The organism is Methylacidiphilum sp. Yel (assembly GCF_004421185.1).
GTDB lineage: Bacteria > Verrucomicrobiota > Verrucomicrobiia > Methylacidiphilales > Methylacidiphilaceae > Methylacidiphilum.
In genome coordinates this window covers 1-26,747 of record NZ_LXQB01000040.1, presented here as the reverse complement: position 1 = coordinate 26,747, position 26,747 = coordinate 1, and the positions used below count along the sequence as shown (strand labels likewise).

The window sequence follows — 26,747 nt, the reverse complement described above, 5'->3', positions numbered from 1 at the left end:
GTTCGGATTTTTCGCGTTAGGTGTTGAATTTATGCATCCATCTGTCTTCTAACGGCTGAGTGGAGTACCAATCGAACAACAAGGCCCAAAAGAGAATGTCTGAGAAGAAGCAAGTCTAGGCGCCGTCGTTCGTCTGCGAGCTGCCGCTGCGGACAACCCCAGCGGGCGAGCGCTAGCTTTCTATTCGGTTCGAAATGGCAAGGCAGATTTACAATGCTTTCTTGGGAGAGTCACTCCGGCTACTGGCTCTCATGTGGAAGAGCCAGGACTGGCAGAGCGCAAGCCGCAAGCCGGATGCGTGGAAGCGTGCCCGCTCTCAGTCACGTGATCATCGACCGTTTCGACTTCAAGCAGTCGGCACTCGAGCGGTTTGCGATCGTCTGCCGACGCGGCTGTGCGACTGGCGATCGCCTCGGTCCACATGAAGCGCAGACAGTGGACAAGCGCCCCTTTTGCGCCGTCCAGCAGTACGCCTTCGGTCTACGCGGCATGCCCCGATTCAAGGGATACTGCGAGCCTCCACTCGATAGAAGGCAAAAGCAACGCGGCAGGGATCCGCTTCCGTGTCGGCAAGATCGAGTGGAAGGACCTTTCGATCCCGGCCATGTTCGATCCTCAGGGACCGCGATGGCTGGCAAGTCGGCGCACTCTCCTTCGAGACGAAATACTACCGTGTCATTCGACGGACGATCCGGAGCCAGGACCGCTGGTAGGTGCCGCTCGTCCAGAAGGGAACGCCGCCTGCGAAGACCCGGCAGGCGCGCGGCAAGATGAACGCCTGCCTCGATATCGGCCCATCTACGGTTACGATCGTCGGGGAGACCGCAGCTTACCTGGAGAAGTTATGCCAGGGGGTCGAGCAGCCCTGGCGCAAGCTTAGGCCCGTCCAGAGAGCGCGCTTACCCGATCGCGCCGGGCAACCAACCCGGACAATTTTAATGAGTACCTAACAGTGAAGAAAGGCGCTTAAGAGGTGGATCGCCTCCTTGCGGTATCGGCATCTTTGAGGAACAGCTTAAAGAAACTAAGCGACGCCTTGCAGCCGAGCGCAAGAGAAGCCATGGGGAGCTGGCGAATCAGATTCTTACAACCTGGAATATCATCAAGACCGAGAAGATCGCATATCAAAGTTTCCAGAAAAAATTTCGGGCGGAGCGTGAAGATCAAGCCACCCGGGATGTTCGTCTGCATCGTTTGCCGCAAGGCAAAGAGGGCTGGCGGCAGACTCTACGAATTCCCGACATTTCCTACCATGCTCTCGCAGGCATGCCTCTGCGGGCGCATCGAAGAAAAGAAGCCGCTGTCTGTGCGGGTCCACCGCTGCGACTTCCGGCTGCTGCCCCTCCAAAGGGAGCTCTTTTATGCCTTCCTTGCTCGCTTCGCCTCCGGAAACGGGCTCGATGCACACCATATCAAGATGGCCTGTGGCCGGGTGCGGAACCGCTTCTGCCTCCGGCGGCCGTCGCCGTCTCCCACGGCCTCCGGGGCGTCAGAGCGGGCCGTCTACCGAAGGGGAACGCCAGCCGTCATTGAGAACGCACACGTCGTAGCGGTTGGCTTCTCAAGCAAGCGGGAGGGGCGCAAGGATTAAGGGTGTCTCATCCCTAGCCCCCCCTGGCTTCAGCCATGGGGAGGTTCAGGACAAGGAGTGAATCTCCGAATGTCTAAAGTTTAAATAAAAAATGTGAAAAGGTTATTGCCACTTTGCGGCTTCTGAATAATATCAATCAATAATGACATTGCGTATGGATGAAGAAATTGAAAAACACAAACTCATTGAGCAGTTCAGACTGCATGAAAAAGACACCGGCTCTGCCGTTGTTCAGATTGCTTTGCTTACAAATAAGATTCAGCGGTTGACAACACATCTTAAAAATAATAGCAAAGACCATAGTTCAAGAAGAGGACTTCTTCGGATGGTAAATAGAAGACGGAAGCTCCTAAATTATCTGAATCAAACAGAGCCAGAAAAGTATCGTGAAATGCTAAACCGGCTTTCACTGAGAAAATAAAAAAAACGCGCTTTTTCTAGCTTCAGCCGTCGAGTGTAGACTCAGTAGATACTTATGCCAGAATATGTAAATGCAAAGAGAAATATTGGAGATCAGTCGATCATCTTTGAAACGGGTAAACTCGCAAAAATGGCTGATGGATCTGTAACGGTGTCCTATGGGGAAACGGCCGTTTTGGTAACGGTAGTATCCGTAACGGAATTAAAAGAAGAGCAGGATTTTTTACCGTTGCAGGTTGAGTATAGAGAAAAAGCAGCAGCAGCGGGGAGATTCCCCGGCGGCTACTTTAGAAAAGAAGGGAGGCCTACCGATAAGGAAATTCTGACTTCTCGAATGATAGATAGACCCTTGCGCCCTCTTTTTCCAACAGGCTATTTTTACGAAACGCAGATCTTAGGTACGCTGCTTTCCGCTGATGGACAAAATGACCCTGATATTTTAGCTATCAATGGAGCTTCGGCCGCTTTGATGCTTTCGGATGTTCCTTTTAACGGTCCGGTTGGGGCTGTGCGTATCGGTCAAATTGATGGTCGCTGGATTATCAATCCTACGCATCGAGAAAGAGAGATAAGCGATGTTGATCTCGTTTATGTTGGTAGCGAACATTTTCCGTTGATGATCGAAGGCAGTGCTAGAGAGTTTCCCGAAGAAGAATTTGTCAAAGCATTGGCATTCGCGCATCAGAGCATTCAAGAATTAATCTCTGCACAGAAGGAGCTTGCGGAAAAGGCGGGGAAACCTAAAAGGCAATGCGTCTTGTTTAAGGAAAATGTGGAAATAACAAAGTGGATTGCTGATCTATATTCCCATCAAATTGAAGCAGCCTTGTATGTCCCTTCTAAGGCTTTGAGACACAATAGCTTAGCAAAGATCAAGCAAGAAATTGCTGAAAAAATTATTCAGAGCTTCCCTCATGCTACTCCGATGGAAATTAGTTGGTCTTTTGATCTTGTTCAAAGAGAAATTTTCCGCAGGAATGTCTTAACGACACAAAAACGGTGTGATGGTCGAGGGCTTGAGGATATTAGACCGATTACAATTGAGACTTCTATTTTTCCCCGTTCCCATGGTTCAGCCTTATTTTCTCGAGGAGAAACCCAGGCCCTTTGCATGGCAACCCTTGCTTCATTGAATGAAGCGCAGGAACTAGACGCTTATGGAGGAGGGGAACAGAGCAAGCGATTTTTACTCCATTATTTTTTTCCCCCTTTTAGTGTGGGAGAGGTAGGAAAAGTATTTGGTCAGAGTCGTCGAGAAATCGGACATGGAGCTTTGGCTGAGAGGTCTTTACTGCCTGTTATTCCTTCAGAAAAGGATTTCCCCTATGCTATTAGAGTAAGTTCTGAAATATTGGAGTCGAATGGCTCCACGTCGATGGCAACGGTCTGTGGGGGAAGCTTGGCGCTAATGGATGCGGGCGTGCCTCTCAAAGCTAATGTCGCTGGGATTTCTGTAGGATTGGTCAAAGGTGGAGAGGATGATTTTGACTGGTCTCATTACTGTCTTTTGACGGATATCATTGGTCTTGAAGATCATTATGGGGACATGGATTTTAAAATAGCGGGCACGAAAAAAGGGATAACCGGCTTTCAGTTGGACTTGAAACTCAAAGGGATTCCTTTGGAGGTGATGGAAAAAGCTATATTTCAGTCCAAGAGGGCTCGGCTGATCATCCTCGAACATATGGATAAAGTCATTAATGTGGCTCGACCTGAAATTTCAAAACATGCGCCACGGATAGAAAAGATAAAGATTCATCCGGATAAAATCGGTCTTTTGATTGGACCTGGAGGAAAGACTATCAAGAGGATTTCTGCGGAATCTGGGGCTGAAATCACTATTGAAGATGATGGGACGGTGTTGATCTACAGCTCTTCAGCAGAAAGTTTAGAAAGCGCAAGAGCTATGATCGAAGATATGGTTGGAGAAGTGACGGTAGGGGGATTGTATAGAAGCAAGGTTGTATCGGTTAAGGATTTTGGATGTTTCATTGAAATAAAGGGAAAAGGAGAAGGATTGGTCCATATCTCTGAGCTATCGGATACTCCGGTTCGCAGAGTGGATCAGGTGGTGAGAGTGGGAGAAGAAATTTGGGTAAAATGTATAGGGGTCGATGAGAAAGGCCGGTATAAATTCAGTAGGAAAGCGGCAATGAAAGAGCTGCAATCCAAAGGAATTGGATAATTTCTGTTCGTCTTTATTTTATTACTTTAAAAGGAGGAAAAGTTATGGCACTCGCAGTTGGCAGTCTGGCTCCCGATTTTACCCTAAGTTCTAAATACCCAGAGGGAATAAAACAAGTTCATTTAAAAGAAGAGCTTTCTCAAAATAATGTAGTGTTGCTTTTTTTCCCAATGGCCTTTACCCCCGTTTGTACCCAGGAGATGTGCACCATGACCGCCTCTATCAATGAGTATGCAGTGCTCAATGCGAAGGTTTTTGGAATAAGTGTTGATAACCCTTTTGCTCAAGAAGCGTGGGCAAAGCATGAGGGGATCAAAATCCCTTTACTTTCTGATTTAAACAAAGTGGTTTGCAAAGCTTATGATGTTTTGTTGCCTGCCTTAATGGGTATTGGAGATGTGGCAGCACGTGCTGTCTATCTTATCGATAGAAATCAAAAGATCCGTTATGTGGAAGTGACTCCCACTCCTCTTGAGTTGCCTAGCTTTGAGCGGTTAAAAGAAGCCCTGAAGACTGTTGCTTCCAAATAAAAAAGAAAGCCATCCATTCTTTAGAAAAGGGATTTGTGTGTGGATAATGATCCGCCTGTAAATCAATATTATAAACGGTGTTAAATGAAACGTTTTCGAATAGGGGTGCTGACAAGTGGAGGAGATTGTCCAGGGCTGAATGCGGCTATAAGAGCAGTGGTGTGTTCTGCGGAGCTCCTTGGATGGGAAGTTTATGGGTTTATTGACGGATTTGAAGGGCTTATTTCCCCGGTCCGGTATCAAATTTTACATGAAGAAGATACTCAGGGCATCGTCGCATTGGGAGGAACTATTCTTGGAACAACGAATCGAGGTAGATTCACAACAAAAACAGGGATTGGAGAGGTCTTAAGGTTACCCAAACATCTCATTGATGAGGTTAAAGAGACCCTTGAGGGGCTGGAAATAGGAGCACTAATTTGTGTTGGAGGGGATGGGTCTTTGACGGCTGCACAGCAACTATACGAGGAAAGAGTCCCCATTGTGGGAGTCCCTAAAACTATTGATAATGACTTGTCGGCAACGGACTATTCTTTTGGATTTTATTCGGCTGTGGAATTTGTGTGTCGAGCCATGGATAGGCTACGGACCACAGCTGCTAGTCATAGGCGGGTGATGGTTGTCGAGGTTATGGGCCGTTACACAGGATGGATTGCGCTCTATGGAGGGCTTGCAGGGGGGGCCAATGTGATATTGATTCCCGAAATACCTTTCGAATACGAGAAAATAGCTTATCATATCCGCAGGCGAATTGCTGAGGGCAGCCATCAAACAATGATTGTCGTGGCTGAAGGGGCGCATCCCAAAGAGGAACAGTATTATATTCTGGAGGAAGAAGTCAATTTAAAGAAAGAAGTTCGATTTGGAGGCATAGGCAGGCATCTAGAAAAAGTCATCATGAAAATAACCGGCCAGGAAACTCGAGCTGTTGTCCTTGGGCATCTTCAACGAGGAGGGGAGCCGACAGCCTTTGATAGAAACTTAGGTATGATGTTTGGAGCGGCTGCTGTCGATTTAATCAGAGAAAAAAGGTTTGGCTACATGGTCAGTTACAGGAATGGGAAGATTGGTTCTGTGCCAATTTATGAAGCTATTAAAGAATTGAAAAAGGTGGATTTGAACTGCTCAGAAATTAAGACGGCCAGGGCTCTTGGTATCTCTTTTGGTTGCGAATAGCCTTCTTTTTAATAAAGAGTGGTGATTTTCTCTTCCCTCTAAGTCTCAGGCTGGAACCGCTTCCAAAGGTAGAAAAGGGCTGCTTCCTTCTAAATGTTGACTTTTTTTACTATGGTTTTGACAAAATGAAAAATTATTTTAAAACAGTCAAATCAGCTAGTACAGAGCCGGAGATCAATTGCCGCAAGAAATGGAGCAGGGAAAAAGAAAGCTAGCGGGTTGTGCAAAACTATAATAGAGCAGGCTGTTTGACTATACCGGAACCATGGAGTGGGTCAATGCCTTTAATGTGGAAACACTGTGAACGAATTCAAAGACTTTTTGGAGACTCTTAAACAACCTGAGTATGTTCATGTGCTACTGAATCCTATACCGATTTATGGATTAGGGTTAGCTCTTTTGACTTTTATCATTGGCTCGGTAATGAAATCTAGGGGCGTGCAGGCTGTGGGGTTAGTTTTGATCATTTTGACTTGTGCATCAGGATGGCTTGTGGAGCGATATGGAGAAGAGGGGTATGATCGGGTCGAAGCTATGGTTTCAGACAAGGAGAAAGCCTGGCTTGATGCTCATAAAGAAAGGGGAGAGCGGGCAGTCTGGGTGCTTTATGCTGAAGCACTTTTTGCAGTTCTTTCTCTGGTGGCTTTGGGGATATTTCCTAAAGCTATGAATTTTTTAGGTACGGCTACTATTATCATTGGCTTTGCGGCGCTATTGATGACCATTTGGACCGGGCATGCTGGAGGCAAGATTAGACACAAAGAATTCTATGAAGGGCCTCCTCCTGGATATGAAAAAGCCAAACCGCCGGAGCCTAAAACAGATGCACCTCTTCCTAAATTAGATTAATAACTGAAAGAAGTTGGCTTGCATGGTGGAGAGTGGTATAGAAAAAGAAAAGGGGGGGAGCAATGACCGAAAAGATTCAGCAGAAAACATCAAAAGTCAATTTAAGAACTCCAGAGGTAATGAACCTGGTAAAGGCTGAAGTCGAAAGCCATTATCGTAGTCCCCTTGTGGAATATTTGCGAACTACTGGTCGGTATCTTTCCGGAGGGGGGATAACAGTCAAACTGGCCAAGGCCTTTGGATTTTGTTATGGGGTGGAAAGAGCGATTGATCTAGCCTATGCCACCACAAAAGTATTCCCTACCAAGCGGATCTATTTGCTTGGTGAAATTATCCATAATCCAGAAGTCAATGATCAACTGACAGCTATGGGGATAAAAAGGCTGCAGGCGGTACAAGGCCAGTATTCTTTAGATGGGCTCACAGCTGATGACGTAGTGATCATCCCTGCATTTGGTGCCGAAGTAGAAACGATGAAAAGAATTCAGCAGATAGGCTGTCAGATCGTTGACACTACTTGTGGGGATGTGATGACTGTCTGGAAACGAGTAAGACAGTATCGTAACGAAGGGGCGACTTCTATTATCCATGGCAAAGCTTGGCATGAAGAAACCAAAGCGACTGCTTCTCGAGCCATTGGAGAAGATGGGAACGGTCAATACCTTGTCGTTTATAACCTGGAAGAAACCGATTATGTATGCAACTACATCCGTTATGGAGGGGATAAGCAAGAGTTTCTGCAAAAATTTAAAGGCGCTGTTTCTCCCGGTTTTGATCCCGATATCCATCTGCGTCATGTAGGGGTTGCCAATCAGACGACCATGATGCGTGGAGAAACAGAAGAGGTGCAACGTCGGATCTGTAAAGCCATTGAGGACAGGTATGGAAAAGAAAATCTTCAGAAGCATTTTCGGTTTTTTGATACCATTTGTGGTGCGACTCAGGAAAGACAAGATGCCTTGTTGGATATGCTTGATCGGGAGAAACTCGATCTGTTGATAGTGGTTGGTGGCTATAACAGTAGCAATACCTCTCATTTAGCTGAAATTGGGGAAAGTAGGCTGCCAACATATTTCATTAAAAATGCTGAAAAATTAATCTCATCCCGGCAGATTCGACATTGGAACTTGCATGAAGGCAGAGAAGTGATTACGGAAGGATGGCTAGGGGAAGGGGAAATCAATGTCGGGATTACGGCTGGGGCTTCTTGTCCCAATAATTTGATCGAAGAGACGATTCAAAGACTCTTTGAACTCCGTGGGATTGGAGTCGAATCCTTACTGGCTAACTCAAAGTAGAGTCTTTTAAGGAAACAAATGGACAACGAAGGATGCGGCTATGAATTTAAGTCTAAAGAAAGAGGTGGAAAACAGGGGGGATAGGATTGTTTTTGTAGAACAGGATAAGTTTCAAAAGGAGGGAGTCAGTCCGCAGGAATTCGATGGCAAAAAACTCACTGGGCTTTTATGGAGGGAGCCTTGGGGCAGAGTTTTTTATGTGGGGGTAGGCAGTCATCCTTACAGGGCAGAGACGTTTCGAAAGGCCGCAGGCTTTGGCGTCAAATCGCTTTTGAAGATTGGAGCAACAGAGATCTCGATCGATTTTTCAAAGCAACCCGACTTTTTGCCTTTTGTTGCGGCTGTTGTAGAAGGAGCGATTCTGGGTTCCTACCGTTTCGAAGAGTTTAAAGAAGAGAAGGCAAAAAGGAAGAACAAACTCGATATTTTGAATATTATAAGTGGAGACATTATTGAATCGCACTATGTACAGCTAGAAAAGGAAGTACAGCAAGGGGCGACGCTAGCCGAAGCTGTTAATTATGTCAGAAGCATAGGCAACATGCCAGCGAATCATGTTAATCCCCAAGCGCTTGCTTTAAAAGCGATGGAGTTGGCCCAGGCAAGGCAGGGGCTAAGGGTGGAAGTTTTTGATGTAGAGCGGCTAGAAAAAGAGGGTTTTGGGGGGCTAACAAGTGTAGGGCAAGGCTCTTCTAATGAGCCACGGCTGATTGTTCTGGACTATCAGCCAGCCAGTCAATTGCAGCCTGTGCTTGTGGTAGGGAAGGCTATAACTTTTGACAGTGGGGGCATATCGATAAAGCCAGGGGAACATATGGATGAAATGAAGTATGACAAAATGGGAGGGTGCGCCGTTTTAGGCGTTATGGAAGCGGTTAGTAAGCTAAATTTGCCGATCAGAGTTGTGGGTATATTGGCGGCTGCAGAAAATATGCCTAGCGGCAAAGCATATAGACCTGGAGATATCATTCGGATCTATGGGGGGAAGACCGTGGAAGTTCTGAACACCGATGCCGAGGGCAGAATCGTCTTAGCAGACGCGTTGGCTTACGGAATTGATCAGTTTAACCCTAGGCTGGTATTTGACTTGGCAACTTTAACGGGAGCCTGCATTGTGGCGCTTGGTAAACGGAAAGCAGGTCTTTTCAGCAATAGAAAAGAGTTAGCTGATTTTCTCTGGCAAAACAGTGAGGACTTTGGGGATCCTTTATGGCCTCTTCCGCTAGGAGAAGAATTTGATGAGGCCATTACCAGTGATGTAGCCTTAGTTAAAAACGTGGGAGGAAGGGAAGGGGGAGCCTGTACGGCCGCTGCCTTTTTACAAAAATGGGTTGGAGATATTCCCTGGGTTCATTTGGATATAGCTGGACCGGCGTGGACCACCAAAGAATTGCCCTATTTAGAAAAAGGGGCTACGGGCTTTGGAGTCAGATTGATATGCCGGTACCTGCTCGAACAGTTAAAAGGAAAAGCTCCATAAAGGAATAATGGTATGTCTTGTGCTCTGCGCCACCGGTTGGATAGCCTCACGATCTTTTGCTCTATTTCTCTTGCGTTTTCTTCTCTATTTTGCGCGCCACGACAACTACTGACTGTTCCCTTGGCGCAAGGGCAGATTAAGAAAGCCTACGATCTCTACATAGCATCGAATGGGGAGCTATATCTTCTTTTTGCGCGGGAAGCTAAGAAGCCTTTTGCAGGCGCTTCCTATCTATGGAAAATCGTTTTGGCCAAATGGGATAAGAACGGCAGGGAGCTTTGGGAAAAACCTCTGGCTGATTGTTATGGCATGGACAACCGGTTTTCGCTCTTTTCAGGGGATTCTAAAGAAGAAATATTTATTAGGGGTGTTATCGAAAACAGGTTTATCTTATGGAAATTTGGAGCGCAAGGAGAAGAGCTATGGAAAATAGAGAGTCAAGCGGCCTTCTCACTACCAGAAAGGATAGCGATCGGTGATGGAGCAGGTGGGGCTTATGTCGTGGTTCCAACTCCCCTCCTCCTTTCTTTGGATAAAAAGAGTCTCAGTCCTTTGGATATCATCCATTATGCTGCCAATGGAAAAGTCATAGACAGTTTTCCACTTACTTTTGGGAAAAGCCCTGAAAATAGCTGGTTGCCTTCTGGTCCTGAGACGCTTGATACATTAGAGGGAATCTGCACTGCATCCCCCCAGGAACTTTTGCTTTATGGCTATTCTGCTGGATTTGGACCATATGCTGGCAACGTCGGTCACACAATGGATTATGGATGGTTAAGTGCTCCGCTTATAGTAACTCATGTCCATATTTTTCTTAGGAAATGTGACACTAGAGGCAGAACCTTGTGGAATGTATTGATTCCTGGAAATTGGAACAATTTAGTGGTTTCAGCTTTTGCAGGGAAAAAGGGGGAGCTTACTGTGTGTGGGGTAACTAGCAGTTTTTCCTGTCCAGATGAAAAAGGACGATCCCTTGGGGATCTTTATAGTCTTCAGACCTTTGTTTTTCGCTACTCTTCTAGGGGAGAGCAGCTGTGGTGTAAACAATTTGGTTCTGGTGTGTCTCTCAGTCCTGTTGCTGTAGAGTCTGATAGTCAAGGGAATTGCTATGTGTTGGGAGAAATCAAAGAGGTATATCCCCTGCAAGCTTCTTCTAGGCAAAAGCCAAAAAGGGTTTTCCTTGCCTCTTTAAATGCAAGGGGAGATTTTTTATGGATAAAAACATTTGGGACTGCAGTAAGTACGCCTTTTTCATGTCTTAGAGTAGAAGATGGTTCAGGAGCAGTTGCTTTTGGTTTGAAAACGACCCGCTTTGATAATTCCCAAAGTCCACAAGAGGAGGTATGGGTGCTACGATTTATGCCAGGTTCCTAAGAGATCTCTTGGGAACTGGATTATAGGAATGAGCTTTTTTTCTCTAGAAAAGGAACTAAAAAGTTGAAGAAAGCTTGAACTTTCTCATTGAAAAATATTGAAAATGGGTTTAGATGAGCTTTGAGTAGATTAGAAAAAGGCGCTCAGCGGGGTATTTTTGGGTATGCCGATGGGAAAGAACCTTGGAAGGAATAAAAAAAAGAAAAAAAGAGGAGTATTCATTAGTTATGATTAAGCATCGTTTGACTCTACCTTTGCAAAGCAAAGGCAATGTGGGAAAATCAACGCAGGCCTCATTACAGATTTTCTGGATGAATGCAAGAAATGTGGCCTGGCAGGCTTATGATCTAGATAATGATAACCAAACACTATCGCGAGCCATACCCGAGGCAAAATTAGTGACCTTATCCGAGGAGCCTGAAGCAGACTTTTTAAAAATATTTCGAACAATTCCTGAAAAATCCGTGACGCTACTAGATCCCCAAGCTCATTTTTATAGAGTGTTGTTACATTCCTTTGATTTTGCTCATTTTTTAGATTGGAGTAAGGAATCGGGGATTCGGACAACGCTCTTTCTCTTTCCCATTGATGACTTGAGTGTGATGGACGAACTAGCAGAGATTGTCGAAAAGTTTGGTGATAATGTCGATTACCTGGTGATAAAAAATAGGGCAAAAGCACCAAAAACGCGGATGTTTGATGGTAGTCAGCTAGAAAAAGAACTGACGGCATTAGGGGCAGCTACCTTGGAATTCCCTGCCCTGCTTTCTGATACCCGCAATTATCTGTCTTTGCTTGAAATCGAATTACAAAGACCCTTAAATCTTTTAGAGATTATATCGGATAAAAAAATCAAGATGGATCTTTTCCATCGGGTGATACTGGAGGATTGGATAAAAAAGATCTTCGAACAGTACGATAGGCTAGCTTCCTATTTGCTGCCTGATGAAGAGGCAAGGCGAGTGATGGAAAACTGGAAGAAACCTTCCATAGAAAACAAAGAAGTTACACAAAAATCCAGGGGTTCTAAGGTTAACTTATCGAATCTTCAATGAAACCTTTCAAAACAACTTGGTCTGTTCCTCCCAAACCTTCCTTTGCTTTTCCTACACAGAAAGGCTCGATCCCCGTTGGAAAAGAGCTTAAAACGCCGGTCGAACAGCCAATTGCTAATGAACAAAAACCCAATTCCCCTCCTCTTCCAGTCAATGGGCAGTCCGAGAGTTTATCGGATCCTCATAGGTATTGGAAAGCAGCAATTTCTAGACTCCCCCCTGAAAAAAGGGAGCTTGCATGGGAATGGTACATGGAGCATTGCCAGGGTGAAAAGCCTTTGGATACCCTTCCTGGTCTTTTGCTTTTGCTAGAAGCCAATGCGGCCTATTTAGACATGATCCCTAAGGAAGTTAGCCGCTTGCTTCAATCCTTGCCTACTCAAATATCGACAAGGGATGAAGAAAACAGGGAGGCGATGAGAAACTTTATTGGTTATTTAGAAAATTATCAAAAGCAGATCGAAGAAATTATTCATACCCTTGCGGATAGTCATCAAGAAATCAAGAAAATGGTTGTTGAAGAAAGCAAGAAAAGCAAGAGTCCTTCCAATCAGGATGAGCTACTCAAAAGGTTATTAGGCATCGTTGAGACATTGGAGAAAAAAAAGCATCTGTTGAGAATCTGGGCAGTCTGGTTCCTTTTGGGTATAGGTTTTTTAGGTGGAGCCTCTCTATTTTTCATTCTTAAGATTGTTTTTCCGAAAATTTTTTGAAGCGGTCGCTATTGGCTAAGTTTTCTAAAGATGCTCTTTCAGCTTTCAGGAGCGGTAGAAAACTCAGAAAGAGGCCAAGGGCAGAAAAAGTTCTTAAGACTTTTTTTCTAAATTTCAAACACAAAGCCTTCGGTAGCTTCCGCTTTGAGTATATCTTCTCTTTGCAAGAGTTCCTGCAAGGTCGTTTTATCTAAAACAGTGGCGATGACATCGCGAGTTTCTTTCATCAAATATCGGATGACACAGGTTTTTTCATCCAAGCAATCCTCGCAGGGCGCATATGCCGACTGGCTAACGCAACGCACAGGAGCAATGGGGCCATCGATGAGCCGAATAACTGAGCCTATCGAAATCTTCTCTGGGGAATACTCCAGGGCATAGCCCCCACCTTTGCCTCTGCGACTGCTTAAAAGCCCGTTATTCTTGAGTTCTAGAAGAATGGATTCCAGAAATTTTTTTGGTATCTTCTCTTTTTCAGCTATTTCTTGGATCAAGATCGTTCCTCTTGCCTGTTCTCTGGCTAGAAAAAGCAGGGCTCGCAGCGCATATTTACTTCGTTTCGTTAAAAACATACTCGAATAATGAAATTATTTTATACTATATTCTCTAGAAAATAAATAGGGATATAAAAATTTCTATTCGTTTTTGTATTCTTCGAGCAAAGGCAACTCCTCGATCATGTAATTTTTGGGTGGTTCTATCCATGTAGTATTAGAAAGAAGTTCTTTGCGGATGAGGAACAGTTGCAAGGATTTATTTTCTTGCCTCCAATAGGTTTCCACCGGAATTCCTAAGTTTTTAGGCAGGGAACTCCATAAATCTAAGGCTTTAGGAGGCCAGGCATACTCCCCCAAGAGAAAAGAAAGGATTTGGCAGACTTTCCTTAATTTGCCAATGCTTTGATCCCAATGTTGCATTTCGGAGGCTGAAAAAGAGCCTAGCCAACAAACAGATTGCCCCTCGGTATTTTTCGCAATCCATTGGGAAAGTTCTCCATAAGAGGAGTTTCGGGTTAGGGAGCTTTGTTCCCATGGAATTTGGGGAGGAGGATTAAAAGGTTCAAATCTGCCATAATGAGTAGACAGTGGGGGATTCAGAACTTCTTCTATACTCTGTTCGATAGGATCAGTAAAAGGATCACTTTTGATTTTATAGCTACTTTCTTTTGTTTTTTGAACGGCTTTTTGAATTTGTGGCCAGTAAAATTTCCAATATCTTCCATCTCTATGCTCTAAGCCAACAAAGGAATCTTCTCTTTCGTTATAAATAATAGAAAAAAGCTCCTTAGGCCGATCGATTCGAAAATAGGGAGGTTGAATCTTTAAGGAAAGCTCCTCTTTTGTTTTTCCATCAATGAAAAGAAAAGTATAAGAAAAAGTGTTGGAAGTATTTTGAGAAAAGAGAGTGGAAGGCCATAAAAGGGTGGTAGAGAGGGAAAAAAGCAAAAGAGCTCTTTTCAATTGCAAGACTCCAGTTCCTTATAGCAACGTTTTTGTGTCTTCTCTTTTAAGAAAAGGGCTTGGGCGTGGACCAAGAAGAAAGGTTCCTATTCTAATCATTGTGGCTCCTTCTTCTATTGCCACTTCAAAGTCCTGACTCATTCCCATAGAAAGAATTGGTAAATGAAGATTGGTTTGGGATTCTATCTGGTCTCGTAGCTCTCTTAGAAGCCTAAAAAAGGGTCTAGCTTTTTCAGGCTCCTTGAGTAATGGGGCAATGGTCATGAGCCCTAAAAGTTCAAGCCCAGGCAGTTCATTGATGGCCAAACACAAAGCTTGAGCCTGCTCAGGGGTTGTGCCATGCTTGGTGGATTCTCCAGAAGTATTCACCTGCACTAACACCTTCAATGTTTTTCCAATTGCCTTGGCCACATGAGATAGTAAAGTAGCCTCTTCCAAAGAGTCGAGCGAGTCAACCCAGTCAAAAAGATGGGCGGTCAGTTTTATTTTGTTTTTCTGAAGATGCCCTATAAAATGCCAGATGCCTTTTTCGCCGATTATCTCTTTTTTAATGCGAGCTTCTTGAACCCGATTTTCCCCAATATGCAGGATCCCTTGCTTGAGTAGTGTTTCAATAATCTCAGGACCAAATCCTTTTGTAACGGCTACCACAGTCACCGCATCAGCTCTTCTGCCACTCTTTTGGGTAGCATTTTCTATTTTTTCTTGAAGTTTTTCTAACTGTTCTTTTATTGCAGAAGTATAAAAAGAAAAATTCATAATTTGACAAATTATTAGTTTTACTTAAAAATTTTTTCTGATGCAAATTGAAACATTGAAAGCTTTTAGAGATCTTGTAGAAAGCCGCAGCTTTAGCAAAGCTGCCCAACTCAACAAGATCAGTCAGTCTGCTGTCAGTCAGCAAATCCGTTCTTTGGAGGAACGCTTTGGGGTACCCTTGATCGAAAGGGGGAGCCGGAAAGTTCAGCTGACCAAAGAAGGGGAGATTCTCTATCATGCTTCGAAGGAGATTGTTGACATTTATTTAAAAATAGAGGCGAAGATCACTGAAATCAAGGCTTCTATTTCAGGGCTTATTCGTGTTTCGGCTATTTATAGTGTAGGGCTGCATGAATTGCCTTATTATTTAAAAAAATTTCTTAAACTCTATCCTGAAGTCAATGTGCGAGTGGAATATCGGCATTCCCGTCAGGTCTATCAGGATATAGCCGAAGGACACAGCGATATTGGTATTGTGGCCTATCCATCGCCTAGGAAGTTGATTAAAATAGAACCCTTCCGAAAGGATCGATTGGTGGTTATCTGTAGTCCGAGCCACCGGTTTTCAAATCTTAAAGAAGTAGGGCTGGAGGAAATCTCCAAGGAAGGTTTCATCGCCTTTAGTTCAGACATGCCTACACGGCGGGAACTTGACAAGCTTTTCAGGGATCGTGGCCTTGAGTTTCGTCCTGTAATGGAATTTGATAATGTGGAAACAGTTAAAAGGGCTGTGGAAATAGATGCTGGGGTTGCTATCGTCCCCATGGCTACCATTACCCAAGAACTCAAAAACGGAACTTTGAAAATGTTAGAGCTTTCTGGCCCTCCTTGTTACCGGCCGATAGGCATCCTTTATAAATCTGGGAGAATGTTAACCCCCGCCATGAGGAAATTCATAGAACTCCTTCAAAAAGAGGAAATACCTATAGAGCCAATGGACGTTTTGAAAAATGGGGCACCCTCTTAATTGCCAGTGTTTTTTAGTTGATGGGGAAAGAACACAGAATCTTTGAAGAGTTTGTTTGCTCTAAAAATAGTAAGGCTTTTGTCTTTTGGAAGGAATCAAAACTCTTAGCCCTGAAAAAAAGAAAGAGAGGAAAAAAATAGGCTCATTCCATCTCAAGCAGGCTAGAAGTAGTTTTTAAGAAAAGCCGGTTGTATTCAATCTCTAGATAAGTGGATCTTCTTAGCCCCTGTTCGTAAAATTCTAAAAGCCTCATTCCCTCATTGGGTTTGAGCAGGTTTTGCTTGATCGCATAATCCACCTGGCTCTTCATGGCATTTTCAAGGATTTTAGGTTCATATTGAACCGAACTAAGTGCTTCTCCTATCGTAAGGGCTGGGATTGTTTCTTCAATGTAGAAGCCATCCGGCTCATCAGGGTCAATGAACACATGGGCTTCATTGACTCGACCGAAAAGATTGTGTAGATCCCCCATAATATCTTGATAGGCGCCTACAAGAAAGATGCCAAGCAAATAGGGTTTGGAGTCTAAACTATGCAGAGGGATAGAAGCCTGATGTTTTTCTTCTCCAGTCAGAAAAGAGCATATCTTTCCATCGGAATCGCAGGTAATGTCAACTAGAAAGCCCCGGCTATCTGGTTTTTCATTGAGCATCGTAATAGGAACGACTGGAAAAATTTGACCTAAGCCCCAGTGATCTATCAAGGATTGGAAAACTGAAAAATTGCATAAGTATTGATCGCTTAGCGACTCCCTAAGCTTGCGAATTTCTTCGGGCACCTGCTTCGCTCCATTGTAAAGATGAACCACTTCTTTGCATATTTCCCAATACAAAGTCTCAATTTCAGCTTTCGTTTGCAAATCGAGCAGCCCTAGATCGAACATCGACTGAGCGTCCTCTTTGATCTGAAGAGAATCATGATAGTTCTCTAGCCGATTTTTTTTGTTCAGTAAGGCTTTGATCTCCAGAAGATCCTGAACAAGCTTGTGCTTGGATTTGATGCTAATGGGCTGTTGGGAAGGCGGTTTGACTTTTTGAATCGATCCGAGGACATCGACAATCAAGACCGAATGATGAGCAACGACCGCTCTCCCACTTTCAGAAATAACCGTTGGATGGGGCACTCTTTCTTCATTACAGATTTCTGCGATATTATAAATTATATCCCGCGCATATTCCTGAAGCGAATAGTTGATGCTAGACTCCGTAGAACGACTGCCGTCATAGTCCACCCCAAGTCCTCCCCCCACATCGATGTACTGAACCGGAAAGCCAAGTTGATAGAGCCTAGCATAATACCTGGCTGCTTCTCTAACGGCTCTTTTAATTGTTAGAATATCGGGGATTTGTGAACCGATATGGAAATGGATGAGCTGTAGACAGTTTGATAGACCATTTTCTTTCAGTCGCTGGATAACCTGTAGCAGTTCGGCTGTGGTGATCCCAAATTTGGCTTCTTCTCCGCTTGAGTAAGCCCAGTGGCCTCTTCCTTTAGAGGCTAACTGCAGACGAACTCCAATGAGAGGATCAACCTTAAAACGGCCCATGGCATCAATGACCAGATCTAGTTCTTCCATTTTTTCAAGCACCTGGACCACTTTTTTTCCAAGTTTCCGTCCCATAAAAATGGCATCCACAAAAAGTTTGTCTTTGAATCCATTACAAATGAGCAAAGCTTCCGGGTCCTTAAGCATGGCCAAGGCAGCGAATAGTTCAGCTTTGCTCCCAGCTTCCAGTCCATGATGAAACGGTAAGCCCGCATCGATAATCTCTTCGATGACTTCTCGGAGCTGGTTGACTTTTATTGGGAATACCGCCCGATATTTGCCTTTGTATCCAGCCTCTTCGATCGCTTCATTAAATGCCTGGTTGAGGTTCAGGACTCGGTGGCGTAATAGATCTTGGAAGCGGAGCAGAAGAGGAAAATTTAATTTTCTGCTAAAGGCTTGCTGGACCACCTTGTACAAGTCTAACTCGGGACCTGCATCCTGCACGGGTCTCACACAAATGTTCCCTTCTTTGTTGATAGAAAAGTAGCCAGCTCCCCATCTTGGTATCTGATAGGTATTGAGAGCTTGACTTATTTCCCATGGGTTCTTTGCTTGCATTACTGTGGAACTCACAATATAAAATTAGAAAAATAATTCGCAAAGATTGTCTAATATTTTTTATTTTTTTCTTTCAAGCCCTTGCAAAGTGTTCAAAACCGAATTAAGAAAAGAATGTGAGAAATGATGTTATTCCTATCGAGGTTAAAGGGATTTTACCAAGTAGCCCTAATGGTTTTGCTATATTTTTAGGAAACGAAGAGAAGGTATTTGTTATAAACGTCGATAGCTATGTTGGCCGGGCAATCGCCATGGCGATTAGAGGAGAAAGAAACGAAAGGCCTCTAACGCATGAACTCATGGCCATGATTTTTGACTCTCTTTCTATCAGTGTCGAAAGGGTCGTTATTAACGAATTAAGGAGTAATACCTATTTTGCTCGACTCCTTTTGCGTGCCGAAAATGAGGTCCATAAAAAAATCATTGAAATCGATGCCAGGCCCAGTGATTGCCTGACCTTAGCATTGCAGTACAAATGTCCAATTTATGTTGCCGAAGATGTTTGGGAAGAAGTCGAGGATATGTCTGAACTTCTTGAAAAGATGAGAGAAGTCCAAAGAAAACAGCAACAGGAACCTCCTGAAGAACCTCCCCTCTTCGGTGAAGAATCTAAATAAGTGCTGATTGTTTTTAGAGAATTCCTTGCGATGGAATAATCTACCGAAGCGATCCATTGCTTTGGCTAATAGCGAGAAGGACGCAAAGGAGGATAGGAAGGGCAGAGTTCCTAGCTTTGACGTAAGCTCTAAAAAAACCTTTTTAGAATGACTTTTTTTATTTTTGCTTATTTTTTGCTTTCCCTATGCCTTTTATCAAGCCATAGACTAAACACAGGCTAAGGATGCTGCAGAAACTATAGAATGGGGAAATTTCTAACCAGGGTTTTATGAGGAGTTCTATTCCCATCAGGACCAACAACAGGGCGGAGAGGGTATTAAAAGAAACAAAGGTTTTGGCTGTTCTCTCTACTAAAAAGTAGAGGGAACGTAAGCCAAAAACACCACAAATATTACCACTGATGAGAAGAAGGGGATCAGTAGTAATAGCAAAAGAAGCAGGGACGGAGTCTAAAGCAAAAAGGATATCAGTGGTTTCAATCGCAAGGAAGCTAAGTGCCAGAGAACCAAAACCTATCCTTGGACCATCTTTGAAAAGAAATTTAGTTTTTTCAGCTGGCTCATAGACAAAAGGCCCAAAGAAAAATTTTTTATCATAACTTAGGAGTCCAGGCGGCTTATCTTTTTGAGGCCGAGCCAACCGATAGGCTGCAAAAAAAAGAAAAAGCCCAAAAAGAGGATAGAGCATAGACCATCTGCTGGCAACAAAAAGACCACAGACAATGAGCAGGATACGAAGAAAGATCGCTGAAAAGATACCGAGGCTAAGCAGTTTGTGGCGAAAGGATTCAGCTGTTTGCGAAAATTCGAAAATGACATGAAAAAGGATTAAATTATCGATGCTAAGGAGATATTCGATCCAAAATACCGCAAAAAAACCAAAGGCCTTTTCCACCCCCTTGCTTATACCAAGCCATAACCCAAGAAAAAGACTGAAAAGAATCCACAGCAGGGCGTATAGCGTACTTTCCCGTAGGGATCCAGTCGAAAGAAAGGAACCAAAAATTTGAGAAATAAGTCCTAAGAGCAGTAAAGAGAAAAAAAGAATATAAAATAGATCCACAAGCAAACATTTAACCTACATCACCGTTTGTTGACTAAAAAAAAATTCTGGTATTGTGCCCAGGACGCTAAGCAAAGGAGTTTTTTCAATGACCTATGCTTTTTTGTTTCTTGCATACACAGCAAAGGAAATCACTAAGGAATTCTTCTAACAGTTGACAGGGAAAAGACAAAGCGAAAAATTATAAGGCACAGTCAAAATGCTAGCTCAAGCAGAAAAAAATTATAGGCATGGACCTAGTATTTTTGTCCCTCTAAGTATCGACGCTATCACCAGGAAAAAGAACCTGGCTGTTTTTCTCTTTTGCTTGTGGAAAGCCTTTTTCTTCAGTACAGAACCTTTTTTATAGGTTCCAAAGATAGGCTTCTTAAATACAAAGGTGCCGGTATGATGGAAATTTTTGAACCTTCAATAATGCAAAGCTTAGCTTCTCAATGGAAAAAAGAGGGGCAGCCTGTTTGTCTAGTCCCGACTATGGGTGCTTTGCATCATGGGCATATTGCTTTGATTCAAGAAGCTAAGAGACAAGCAGGCCTAACTGTTGTAAGTATTTATGTAAATCCCACCCAATTTCTTCCCACCGAAGACTTTGCCATCTACCCAAGGAATTATCCCCTGGATAGGCAAATTTGTGAGGAGAATGGAGTAGATGTTCTGTTTGCCCCAAAGGGACTCTATGCTGAGGATCATTCCAGCTGGATAGTCGAAGAAGATATTTCCAATGGCCGTTGCAGCAAAACAAGGCCAGGCCATTTTAGGGGTGTTGCCACAGTACTCATGAAACTTTTTTGGCTGATCCAACCCACTAAAGCTATTTTCGGATGGAAGGATGCCCAACAACTCGAACTGGTGCGCCGAATAGTGAGGGATTTTTATATACCAATAGAAATTATTGGAGTTGAGACAGTTAGAGAAGAAAGTGGGTTGGCCTGTAGTTCAAGGAATGCCTATCTGACGGAAGAGCAGAAAAAGATCGCTGCCCTTTTCCCAAGAATATTAAAAGAAGCATCCATGATGGCTGAGCCAGAGGCTTGGGCACGGAGGGAACTGGAGAAAATTTCTTGTTTTAAAGTCGATTATGTGGAAAAAGTAAACGGGCGATTGTGTGGAGCCATTTGGATAGATAAAATAAGATTGATAGATAATTTCCCATGCGCACGCTAAGCAAACTGTTTTTTTTCTTTCTCTTTTTAGGTCTTCCCTTTACCAAAGCCCAAGAGTGGCACCTATCGACTTTTGGTAAAAGCCAATATGTGCCCTTAGAAGATTTCTGTCGGTTTTATCATTTCCCCCAGTTGCCTTATAGCCCAGCGACAGAAGTTCATCTTTCCAATGGGTTGGTGAGCTTGGATTTTAAACCAAACTCTTCGGTCGTTTTTATTGATGGGGTCAAGCATTGGCTTTCTTTTCCTATTATTCAAAGGGGAGCTGAGATATGGATTTCTAGAACGGACCTTTGCTGCTTGTTCGATCCAATTTTGCGGCCAGAGAGGATTCCTCAAAGTCGACTCTATCGGGGGGTAGTCATAGATCCTGGGCATGGAGGGTCGGATAAGGGGGCGATTTCCAGAAAGGGGACAGAAAAAAATTATGCGCTAGATACGGCCCGGAGGCTTGCGGCAATTTTGAAGGCTAGAGGAATTCCAGTGGTCATGACGCGAAATGAGGATGTTTTTGTTTCTCTCGATCAGAGGGTGCGGATGGCTGCTTATTATCCAGAGTATATATTCATAAGCATTCATTTTAATCAGGCCTATGGCGATGGACATGGTCTGGAAACCTACGCGCTTTCTCCTCGTGGCTCCCCCTCTACTAATAGCGGCAGGCTCTATCTGACCGATTACATCGCTAGTCCTGGAAATCAAACCGATCCGCTCAATATCCTCTTAGCTCATGATATCCACAGTCAGATCATCCGACTGCATCCTGCAGATCCAGACATGGACAGAGGGCTCAAGCGAGCAAGGTTTAAAGTTCTTAGAGAAAATCTGCTACCTAGCGTGTTGGTTGAAGGCGGATTTCTTTCTAATGCTATTGAGTCCTCACTTGTTGATCATCCGATTTACCGCCAAAAATTAGCTGAAGCGATCGCTCGGGGCGTCCTGTTGTTTTTCAATCAGATACATTCGCAAGGAAAGAAGGGACGACCCAACACCTTGGCGTCGGATGGTTCTGGCCCTTAATGAGAATTTCTTGCTGGAAGCTTTTCTGATAAAGGGATGACAAGTTCCTAGTGGAAAAATAAATTAGAAAAACTTATATTTTATTGATTTTGGAAATCCCTATGCGCCATTCCTTTTTAAGCAAGCTACTTGGAAAATTTGAAAGAGTTGGACCGGATGAGATTCAGAATGTCTTTCTGCGGTTGGTTAAGGAAAAGGGTTTTTTAGAAGCCATCTTTAATTCCCTGCAAGAAGGGGTAGTGGTTTTGGACAGTCGGGGAAAAATCCAGTATGCCAATATGGCTCTTCAGCGGCTATTTGGCGTTAATCCTGAAGAAATGCTTGGTAAAGAAATAAAACAGTGTGTGCCGCTCATTGATTGGCCTGAGCTGATTGCTTTGGAAAAGATGGTCAGTCGTGATTTCCAAGTTTTTTATCCAGAACCGCGGTATCTGAACCTCTCGTTAATCCCTCTTGAAGAAATTGGGAAGAAGAATGCGGCTTTTATAGCCATTTTTTATGACATTACGGCAAGTAGGGAAAAGACCCTAGAGGTGATAGAAACTGAAAAACTTAATCTTTTAACTATGCTTGCTGCCGGTGTTGCGCATGAATTGGGTAATCCTATCAATGCCTTAAGCATCCATTTTCAGTTGCTCGAAAAAAGGTTCAAAAAGCTTCTTCAGAAAACCGAGGAAAAAGGAAAGAAGGAAATAGAAAGTTCCTTTGCAGCTATTCGTTCAGAACTGCGCAGGCTGGATGGGATTATCAACCAGTTTTTGAAGGCGATCCGGCCTTCTCCTCCCAAATTGAGGCTTCTTTCTGTCAATCAGGTGATTAAACAAACCGTGGAATTTCTTTCTCCTGAATTTCAAAACTTGGATATTCTACTGGAAATGAATCTTGACCGGGGTCTTCCTCTGCTACGGGCGGATAAAAACCAGCTTAAACAGGCTTTTTATAATATCCTTAAGAATGGTATAGAAGCGGTTGGCAAAAACGGTATCATTAAAATCAGCACCCATTATGACGACTCCTTTCTTACTATCTCTTTTCAAGATAATGGTGGAGGAATCCCTCAAGAAGCAATGAGTCAGGTTTTTAAACCTTATTTTACAACGAAAGCTTCAGGCACAGGTTTAGGATTACTCATAGTTCGGAGGATTATCCGCGATCATGGCGGTGAAGTTCAAATAGAAAGCGAAGATGGAAAAGGGACAACCGTAAAAATTCTCTTACCTCGTGCCGAGCGGCTAATCAGGCTCTTACCAATGGCCCAAGATAAAAGTTAACCAAACGCTCTAGCATGGACATTGATTATCCAAAACTACTGATCGTTGAGGATGAAAAAAGAACGCGTTCGGGCCTAGTCATGGCCTTGGCTGAGGACTATGAAGTGTATGAGGCTTCGGATGTCCTTACTGCCATCAATATTTTGGAAAACGAGCCGATTGATATTGTTTTGGCAGATATACGGCTTGGGAAAGAGTCGGGGTTTGATATTCTGACAAAGATGAAAGCACTTTCTGTCCCCCCCCTTTGTATCTTTATGACCGCTTATGGATCGGTGGAAAACGCCGTGGAAGCGATTAAAAAAGGGGCCTACGATTACATTACTAAGCCGGTGGATTTAGAAAAACTAGAAATAATACTAAAAAGAGCCTACCGGTCAAGAAAAGTGGAAGTAGAGAACCTACAGTTAAAACGCCAGCTCAACTTGAAATATGGCCTGGAGAAAATGATAGGCTCCTCTCTGGTAATGAAGGAAGTTTTCGAAAAAATTAAACAGGTGGCTTTAAGTAAGGCAACTGTGTTGATCGAAGGGGAAAGTGGAACAGGCAAAGAACTGGCTGCCCACGCGATCCATCAACTCAGTCCAAGGAGAAATTTCCCCTTTGTGGTCGTGCATTGTGCGGCGCTTTCCCCACAGCTTTTGGAAAGTGAGCTTTTTGGCCATGAAAAGGGCGCTTTTACAGGAGCCATTGAAAGAAGGATTGGCAGATTCGAAGAAGCAGCTCGAGGGACCATTTTTCTAGATGAAATTGGAGAAATTGATCTGCCCACGCAAGTCAAGTTGCTTCGTGCCTTAGGAGAAAAATCGATCCAGCGGGTCGGAAGCAATAAAATAATTCCGGTAGACGTCCGAGTTATTGCGGCAACTAATCGGAACTTGGAAAAGATGGTAGAAGAAGGGAAATTCCGAGAAGACCTTTTCTTTCGGCTCAATGTTGTGCGTATTACTATGCCCCCATTAAGAGAAAGAAAAGAGGATATTCCTTTGCTGATTCAAGCCTTTCTTGAGGAATTTGCTGCAGAAAATGGGAAGAAAATCGAGGGCTTAAGTCCAGAGGCTCAAAAGATCCTTTTGGAATATGACTGGCCAGGGAACGTTCGTGAGCTGAGAATGGCTATAGAACATGGCGTGGTACTCTGTCAGGGGAAAAAAATTTATCCAAAAGATCTGCCCGAAAGAGTAAGAGCAGTCAAAGCCGCAACGACGAGTAGCTTCAGTGCAGAAAATGCCGATTGTTTTAATTTAAAAGAAGCTGAAAAACGTATCATTCTTGATGCTCTCAAATTCTGTCATGGTAAAAAAACGCATGCTGCAAAAAAGCTTGGGATCAGTCGAAAAACCCTTCAAAGAAAAATGAAACAGTTCCAGCTTCTTGATATTGATTGCCATAATGGCTAAAGTCTCTGGGAGGAGTTTCAGAAAAGATCTAAGAGCAGATGGAAAGAGGAAAAGAAGGCTAACGAAGCTCTAGAAGAATTGGCTCTCTAGCTCATTTCCAAAGTCAGCTGTTTCAAAGGGGAGGGGAAAATAGCTCTTGGTTTCTTACTGCTTTTCATTGAATCAATTGGTAAAATTTGACTCTGTTGCTTCTATAATTTCTTGTTGTTTTTTTTGGATTCTGTTGCCATGGAAAAAGTATACGTGCTGGTGGTATCTTTTTTTTTTCCTCATTCTATTGGCCTATCCAACTATCGGAAAAGCTATTGAAGAGGAAAATGCTTCTTCTATGGATGAAAAAAAAGAAACGACCCAGCAAACAGAAGCGCCAACGGTCCATCAGCTAGAAAAAATTCTTGAACAAGAAGGTATAGCCCTGCCTCCCCCAAAGCCTGCCATCAAACTTAGTGGCTACGTGGACGCAAGTTACGATTACAATTTTTTTAATGCACCCGCTTTTGGTTCGCTGCCATCCTTTGCTTCTCAAACTCTAAATGGGAAACCCACCTTCGGGCCGGCCGTCCCTGTTGCACCTCTGCGGTATGCTGACGATGGGATTCCAGGAGGAGGATTCAATCTTAATCAGCTCAAAGTGGTATTAGAAAGAGAACTATCAAAGGAAAATAAGCTTGATGGTGCCTTTAGGTTTGATTTGATGCTTGGTCAGGATGCGGGTCTTGGTGTGCCGGATGCCGTTGAAGGCTTGGGGACCGCTAATTCCACCACTTTTGGCCTAAACACAAGCACGATCTTTGTCGAGCAAGCGTATGTGGCCGTCCAAATCCCCGCTGGAGAGAATCATAAGGTCGAAATCCATCTAGGCAAATTTGAAGCCCCTGTAGGATTTGAAGTCCTGGAAAGGCCAGCTAACCTAAATTTTTCCTACGGCCTTTTTTTTAACAATGTCGAGCCCTTTGTCCTTGTCGGCAGCCAAATCTATTATGTGATAAATGCTTCCTGGAGAGTGAGAGGAGGACTAGTTGATGGTGGCTTTAATACTTCCCGTGGAGGATATCCCTATTTTGGATTTTTAGACAATATGGTGAACCAACTGCCGACCTATTTAGTCACTTTCAACCTTGACTATGAGTCAACCAATAAAAAGCTATTGAACACTTTCGCTCTCCTTTACGGATTTAATGGAACCAATCCTCCGGGGTTTGGCACATCCCCTTCGGCAACTCTCGCTTATCCTGGGGCTTATGCAAACGGGGATATTATTCCTGGTCCTTATAACAATAATGGGACTTATATGGAACTTAACGATTTTGGCTCCTGGATTCCCTCCGTTGTTCCTGGGGATAAGCTTATGTTCAGTTTCGAATTGGTAGGTGGATTTTATAACCATGCCGTGGCGCCTAGCGGCCTCACTACCTTTGGCCTGTCGCAACAACAACTCCTTGGGATATTCCCTCCCTTCCCTTTTTCTTTAGGCTACGATGGACCGACCAACTGGTTGGGTGTCGGACTATACCAGCTGTATAAATTCAATAATTATTTTAGCCTGAATTTGAGAGAACAATACCTACAGGCAAGTTGGAATTCCTATCTGGAAGGGTTCATATTCCCAGCAAACATTTGGGAAACTACGCTAACTCTTCGGTTCGATATAGCGGATAATCTTATGGTACGGATAGAAGGCAGAACCGATTTTGGAAACCATGTGCTTGATTATTATCAACCAAATTTGCTTGTTAACCCCTCCCGGATCGGTTTGAAGGGGAATGGATTAGTAGGTTCTTCTTCTGGCCCCCTTTTTTTTGGAGCCATTGAAGTCGTTTTTACTTATTAATCTTTTTTTTATTCTAACTTATCTTTTTTATTGTCTTCTTTTTGATACCTGAAATCAGATTTTTGAGTCCTCCTCAATCTTTTATTTCTCTTATAAAGAATGGCATAAAAGTTGCTTTGTGCTCAATAGCCAAAAAAAGTTTTCTCTCAACCAAGAATAGGGAAAAAGAGGAGGAAAGACTGAGAGAAAAAATCTTTATTGGCCAATAACACTGAAATAGGAGGCAACAGGTGTTTAGAAGAATGATTAGTCAGCTGGGGTATGCATTTTTACTCTTTCTTATCGTAGCTCTTTATCCAGCTTTCAGCCAGGATGAAGGATCATCCTCTCCAGCGGCGCATCCTAAAAAGAAACATTCTAAAAAGGCAGCTGAGGGCGATGAATCGAGCGTTGTGGAAGAGAAGAACAAGCAGATAGA

At 43.6% G+C, this 26,747-nt stretch carries 22 protein-coding genes; 17 read left to right on the top strand and 5 right to left on the bottom strand.

The window, feature by feature from the left end:
- Positions 1-1,733 precede the first annotated feature (1,733 nt).
- The 10 genes from rpsO (at position 1,734) to A7Q09_RS06530 (ending at position 12,671) form a co-directional block, all read left to right on the top strand.
- Positions 1,734-2,012 carry a 30S ribosomal protein S15 gene (gene rpsO / locus A7Q09_RS06575; RefSeq protein ID WP_394346624.1) on the top strand — a complete coding sequence of 93 codons (279 nt, stop codon included), beginning with the start codon at positions 1,734-1,736 and terminating at the stop codon, positions 2,010-2,012.
- Between the two features lie 54 nt (positions 2,013-2,066).
- Positions 2,067-4,196 carry a polyribonucleotide nucleotidyltransferase gene (locus A7Q09_RS06570; RefSeq protein ID WP_134390492.1) on the top strand — a complete coding sequence of 710 codons (2,130 nt, stop codon included), beginning with the start codon at positions 2,067-2,069 and terminating at the stop codon, positions 4,194-4,196.
- Positions 4,197-4,240: 44 nt separating this feature from the next.
- Entirely contained in the window at positions 4,241-4,726 is a 486-nt protein-coding gene (locus A7Q09_RS06565) for a redoxin domain-containing protein (protein WP_134390490.1), read from the top strand.
- Positions 4,727-4,810: 84 nt separating this feature from the next.
- Positions 4,811-5,902: a 6-phosphofructokinase gene (locus A7Q09_RS06560; RefSeq protein ID WP_134390488.1), complete on the top strand. Its 1,092-nt coding sequence runs from the start codon at positions 4,811-4,813 to the stop codon at positions 5,900-5,902.
- A gap of 300 nt (positions 5,903-6,202) precedes the next feature.
- On the top strand, positions 6,203-6,751 hold the full coding sequence (locus A7Q09_RS06555; protein ID WP_134390487.1) for a hypothetical protein: 549 nt from the start codon (positions 6,203-6,205) through the stop codon (positions 6,749-6,751).
- 62 nt (positions 6,752-6,813) lie between these two features.
- The gene (locus A7Q09_RS06550; RefSeq protein ID WP_134390485.1) at positions 6,814-8,049 is read left to right on the top strand and encodes a 4-hydroxy-3-methylbut-2-enyl diphosphate reductase; all 1,236 of its coding nucleotides are present in this window, start codon (positions 6,814-6,816) and stop codon (positions 8,047-8,049) included.
- Positions 8,050-8,089: 40 nt separating this feature from the next.
- Positions 8,090-9,529 carry a leucyl aminopeptidase gene (locus A7Q09_RS06545; RefSeq protein WP_134390483.1) on the top strand — a complete coding sequence of 480 codons (1,440 nt, stop codon included), beginning with the start codon at positions 8,090-8,092 and terminating at the stop codon, positions 9,527-9,529.
- 12 nt (positions 9,530-9,541) lie between these two features.
- A complete protein-coding gene (locus tag A7Q09_RS06540; protein WP_134390481.1) occupies positions 9,542-10,903 on the top strand; it encodes a hypothetical protein in 1,362 nt (453 codons plus the stop codon).
- Positions 10,904-11,130: 227 nt separating this feature from the next.
- Positions 11,131-11,958: an ATPase gene (locus tag A7Q09_RS06535; RefSeq protein ID WP_134390479.1), complete on the top strand. Its 828-nt coding sequence runs from the start codon at positions 11,131-11,133 to the stop codon at positions 11,956-11,958.
- Positions 11,955-12,671, top strand: a complete 717-nt coding sequence (locus tag A7Q09_RS06530; RefSeq protein WP_134390477.1) for a hypothetical protein — start codon at positions 11,955-11,957, stop codon at positions 12,669-12,671. Before A7Q09_RS06535 ends, A7Q09_RS06530 begins: the two co-directional genes overlap by 4 nt.
- 107 nt (positions 12,672-12,778) lie before the next feature.
- On the opposite strand, the gene A7Q09_RS06525 is transcribed toward A7Q09_RS06530, so the two are convergent.
- The 3 genes from A7Q09_RS06525 to A7Q09_RS06515 form a co-directional block, all read right to left on the bottom strand.
- Positions 12,779-13,243 (bottom strand): Rrf2 family transcriptional regulator, encoded by a 465-nt coding sequence (locus A7Q09_RS06525; protein WP_134390475.1) that lies wholly within the window; start codon positions 13,241-13,243, stop codon positions 12,779-12,781.
- Positions 13,244-13,306: 63 nt separating this feature from the next.
- A complete protein-coding gene (locus A7Q09_RS06520; RefSeq protein WP_244228582.1) occupies positions 13,307-14,131 on the bottom strand; it encodes a hypothetical protein in 825 nt (274 codons plus the stop codon).
- A gap of 18 nt (positions 14,132-14,149) precedes the next feature.
- Positions 14,150-14,890, bottom strand: a complete 741-nt coding sequence (locus A7Q09_RS06515) for a YggS family pyridoxal phosphate-dependent enzyme (RefSeq protein ID WP_134390472.1) — start codon at positions 14,888-14,890, stop codon at positions 14,150-14,152.
- Positions 14,891-14,930: 40 nt separating this feature from the next.
- On the opposite strand from A7Q09_RS06515, the gene A7Q09_RS06510 reads away from it, so the two are divergent.
- The gene (locus A7Q09_RS06510) at positions 14,931-15,857 is read left to right on the top strand and encodes a LysR family transcriptional regulator (RefSeq protein ID WP_134390470.1); all 927 of its coding nucleotides are present in this window, start codon (positions 14,931-14,933) and stop codon (positions 15,855-15,857) included.
- Between the two features lie 142 nt (positions 15,858-15,999).
- On the opposite strand, the gene speA is transcribed toward A7Q09_RS06510, so the two are convergent.
- Entirely contained in the window at positions 16,000-17,964 is a 1,965-nt protein-coding gene (gene speA / locus A7Q09_RS06505) for a biosynthetic arginine decarboxylase (RefSeq protein WP_134390468.1), read from the bottom strand.
- A gap of 116 nt (positions 17,965-18,080) precedes the next feature.
- On the opposite strand from speA, the gene A7Q09_RS06500 reads away from it, so the two are divergent.
- The gene (locus tag A7Q09_RS06500) at positions 18,081-18,581 is read left to right on the top strand and encodes a bifunctional nuclease family protein (protein WP_134390466.1); all 501 of its coding nucleotides are present in this window, start codon (positions 18,081-18,083) and stop codon (positions 18,579-18,581) included.
- Between the two features lie 157 nt (positions 18,582-18,738).
- On the opposite strand, the gene A7Q09_RS06495 is transcribed toward A7Q09_RS06500, so the two are convergent.
- The gene (locus A7Q09_RS06495; protein WP_134390464.1) at positions 18,739-19,644 is read right to left on the bottom strand and encodes a tellurium resistance protein; all 906 of its coding nucleotides are present in this window, start codon (positions 19,642-19,644) and stop codon (positions 18,739-18,741) included.
- Positions 19,645-20,031: 387 nt separating this feature from the next.
- Here A7Q09_RS06495 and panC point away from each other — a divergent pair, with 387 nt between their 5' ends.
- The 5 genes from panC to A7Q09_RS06470 all read left to right on the top strand — a co-directional run bounded on the left by panC (position 20,032) and on the right by A7Q09_RS06470 (position 26,329).
- A complete protein-coding gene (panC, locus tag A7Q09_RS06490) occupies positions 20,032-20,808 on the top strand; it encodes a pantoate--beta-alanine ligase (protein ID WP_134390462.1) in 777 nt (258 codons plus the stop codon).
- Positions 20,796-21,827 carry an N-acetylmuramoyl-L-alanine amidase gene (locus tag A7Q09_RS06485; protein WP_134390460.1) on the top strand — a complete coding sequence of 344 codons (1,032 nt, stop codon included), beginning with the start codon at positions 20,796-20,798 and terminating at the stop codon, positions 21,825-21,827. The genes panC and A7Q09_RS06485 overlap by 13 nt, the downstream gene beginning before the upstream one ends.
- A 101-nt stretch (positions 21,828-21,928) precedes the next feature.
- A complete protein-coding gene (locus A7Q09_RS06480) occupies positions 21,929-23,098 on the top strand; it encodes a PAS domain-containing sensor histidine kinase (RefSeq protein ID WP_134390458.1) in 1,170 nt (389 codons plus the stop codon).
- A gap of 14 nt (positions 23,099-23,112) precedes the next feature.
- Positions 23,113-24,498 (top strand): sigma-54 dependent transcriptional regulator, encoded by a 1,386-nt coding sequence (locus A7Q09_RS06475; RefSeq protein ID WP_134390457.1) that lies wholly within the window; start codon positions 23,113-23,115, stop codon positions 24,496-24,498.
- Between the two features lie 157 nt (positions 24,499-24,655).
- The gene (locus tag A7Q09_RS06470; protein WP_244228580.1) at positions 24,656-26,329 is read left to right on the top strand and encodes an outer membrane beta-barrel protein; all 1,674 of its coding nucleotides are present in this window, start codon (positions 24,656-24,658) and stop codon (positions 26,327-26,329) included.
- The last annotated feature ends 418 nt before the right edge of the window (positions 26,330-26,747 follow it).

What these genes read in the sequence shown, in the direction of transcription:
- rpsO (WP_394346624.1), top strand. Translation starts at nt 1,734, where the DNA reads ATGACATTGCGTATGGATGAAGAAATTGAAAAACACAAACTCATTGAG.
- A7Q09_RS06570 (WP_134390492.1), top strand. Translation starts at nt 2,067, where the DNA reads ATGCCAGAATATGTAAATGCAAAGAGAAATATTGGAGATCAGTCGATC.
- A7Q09_RS06565 (WP_134390490.1), top strand. Translation starts at nt 4,241, where the DNA reads ATGGCACTCGCAGTTGGCAGTCTGGCTCCCGATTTTACCCTAAGTTCT.
- A7Q09_RS06560 (WP_134390488.1), top strand. Translation starts at nt 4,811, where the DNA reads ATGAAACGTTTTCGAATAGGGGTGCTGACAAGTGGAGGAGATTGTCCA.
- A7Q09_RS06550 (WP_134390485.1), top strand. Translation starts at nt 6,814, where the DNA reads ATGACCGAAAAGATTCAGCAGAAAACATCAAAAGTCAATTTAAGAACT.
- A7Q09_RS06545 (WP_134390483.1), top strand. Translation starts at nt 8,090, where the DNA reads ATGAATTTAAGTCTAAAGAAAGAGGTGGAAAACAGGGGGGATAGGATT.
- A7Q09_RS06540 (WP_134390481.1), top strand. Translation starts at nt 9,542, where the DNA reads ATGTCTTGTGCTCTGCGCCACCGGTTGGATAGCCTCACGATCTTTTGC.
- A7Q09_RS06535 (WP_134390479.1), top strand. Translation starts at nt 11,131, where the DNA reads ATGATTAAGCATCGTTTGACTCTACCTTTGCAAAGCAAAGGCAATGTG.
- A7Q09_RS06530 (WP_134390477.1), top strand. Translation starts at nt 11,955, where the DNA reads ATGAAACCTTTCAAAACAACTTGGTCTGTTCCTCCCAAACCTTCCTTT.
- A7Q09_RS06525 (WP_134390475.1), bottom strand. Translation starts at nt 13,243, where the DNA reads ATGTTTTTAACGAAACGAAGTAAATATGCGCTGCGAGCCCTGCTTTTT.
- A7Q09_RS06515 (WP_134390472.1), bottom strand. Translation starts at nt 14,890, where the DNA reads ATGAATTTTTCTTTTTATACTTCTGCAATAAAAGAACAGTTAGAAAAA.
- A7Q09_RS06510 (WP_134390470.1), top strand. Translation starts at nt 14,931, where the DNA reads ATGCAAATTGAAACATTGAAAGCTTTTAGAGATCTTGTAGAAAGCCGC.
- speA (WP_134390468.1), bottom strand. Translation starts at nt 17,964, where the DNA reads ATGCAAGCAAAGAACCCATGGGAAATAAGTCAAGCTCTCAATACCTAT.
- panC (WP_134390462.1), top strand. Translation starts at nt 20,032, where the DNA reads ATGATGGAAATTTTTGAACCTTCAATAATGCAAAGCTTAGCTTCTCAA.
- A7Q09_RS06485 (WP_134390460.1), top strand. Translation starts at nt 20,796, where the DNA reads ATGCGCACGCTAAGCAAACTGTTTTTTTTCTTTCTCTTTTTAGGTCTT.
- A7Q09_RS06480 (WP_134390458.1), top strand. Translation starts at nt 21,929, where the DNA reads ATGCGCCATTCCTTTTTAAGCAAGCTACTTGGAAAATTTGAAAGAGTT.
- A7Q09_RS06475 (WP_134390457.1), top strand. Translation starts at nt 23,113, where the DNA reads ATGGACATTGATTATCCAAAACTACTGATCGTTGAGGATGAAAAAAGA.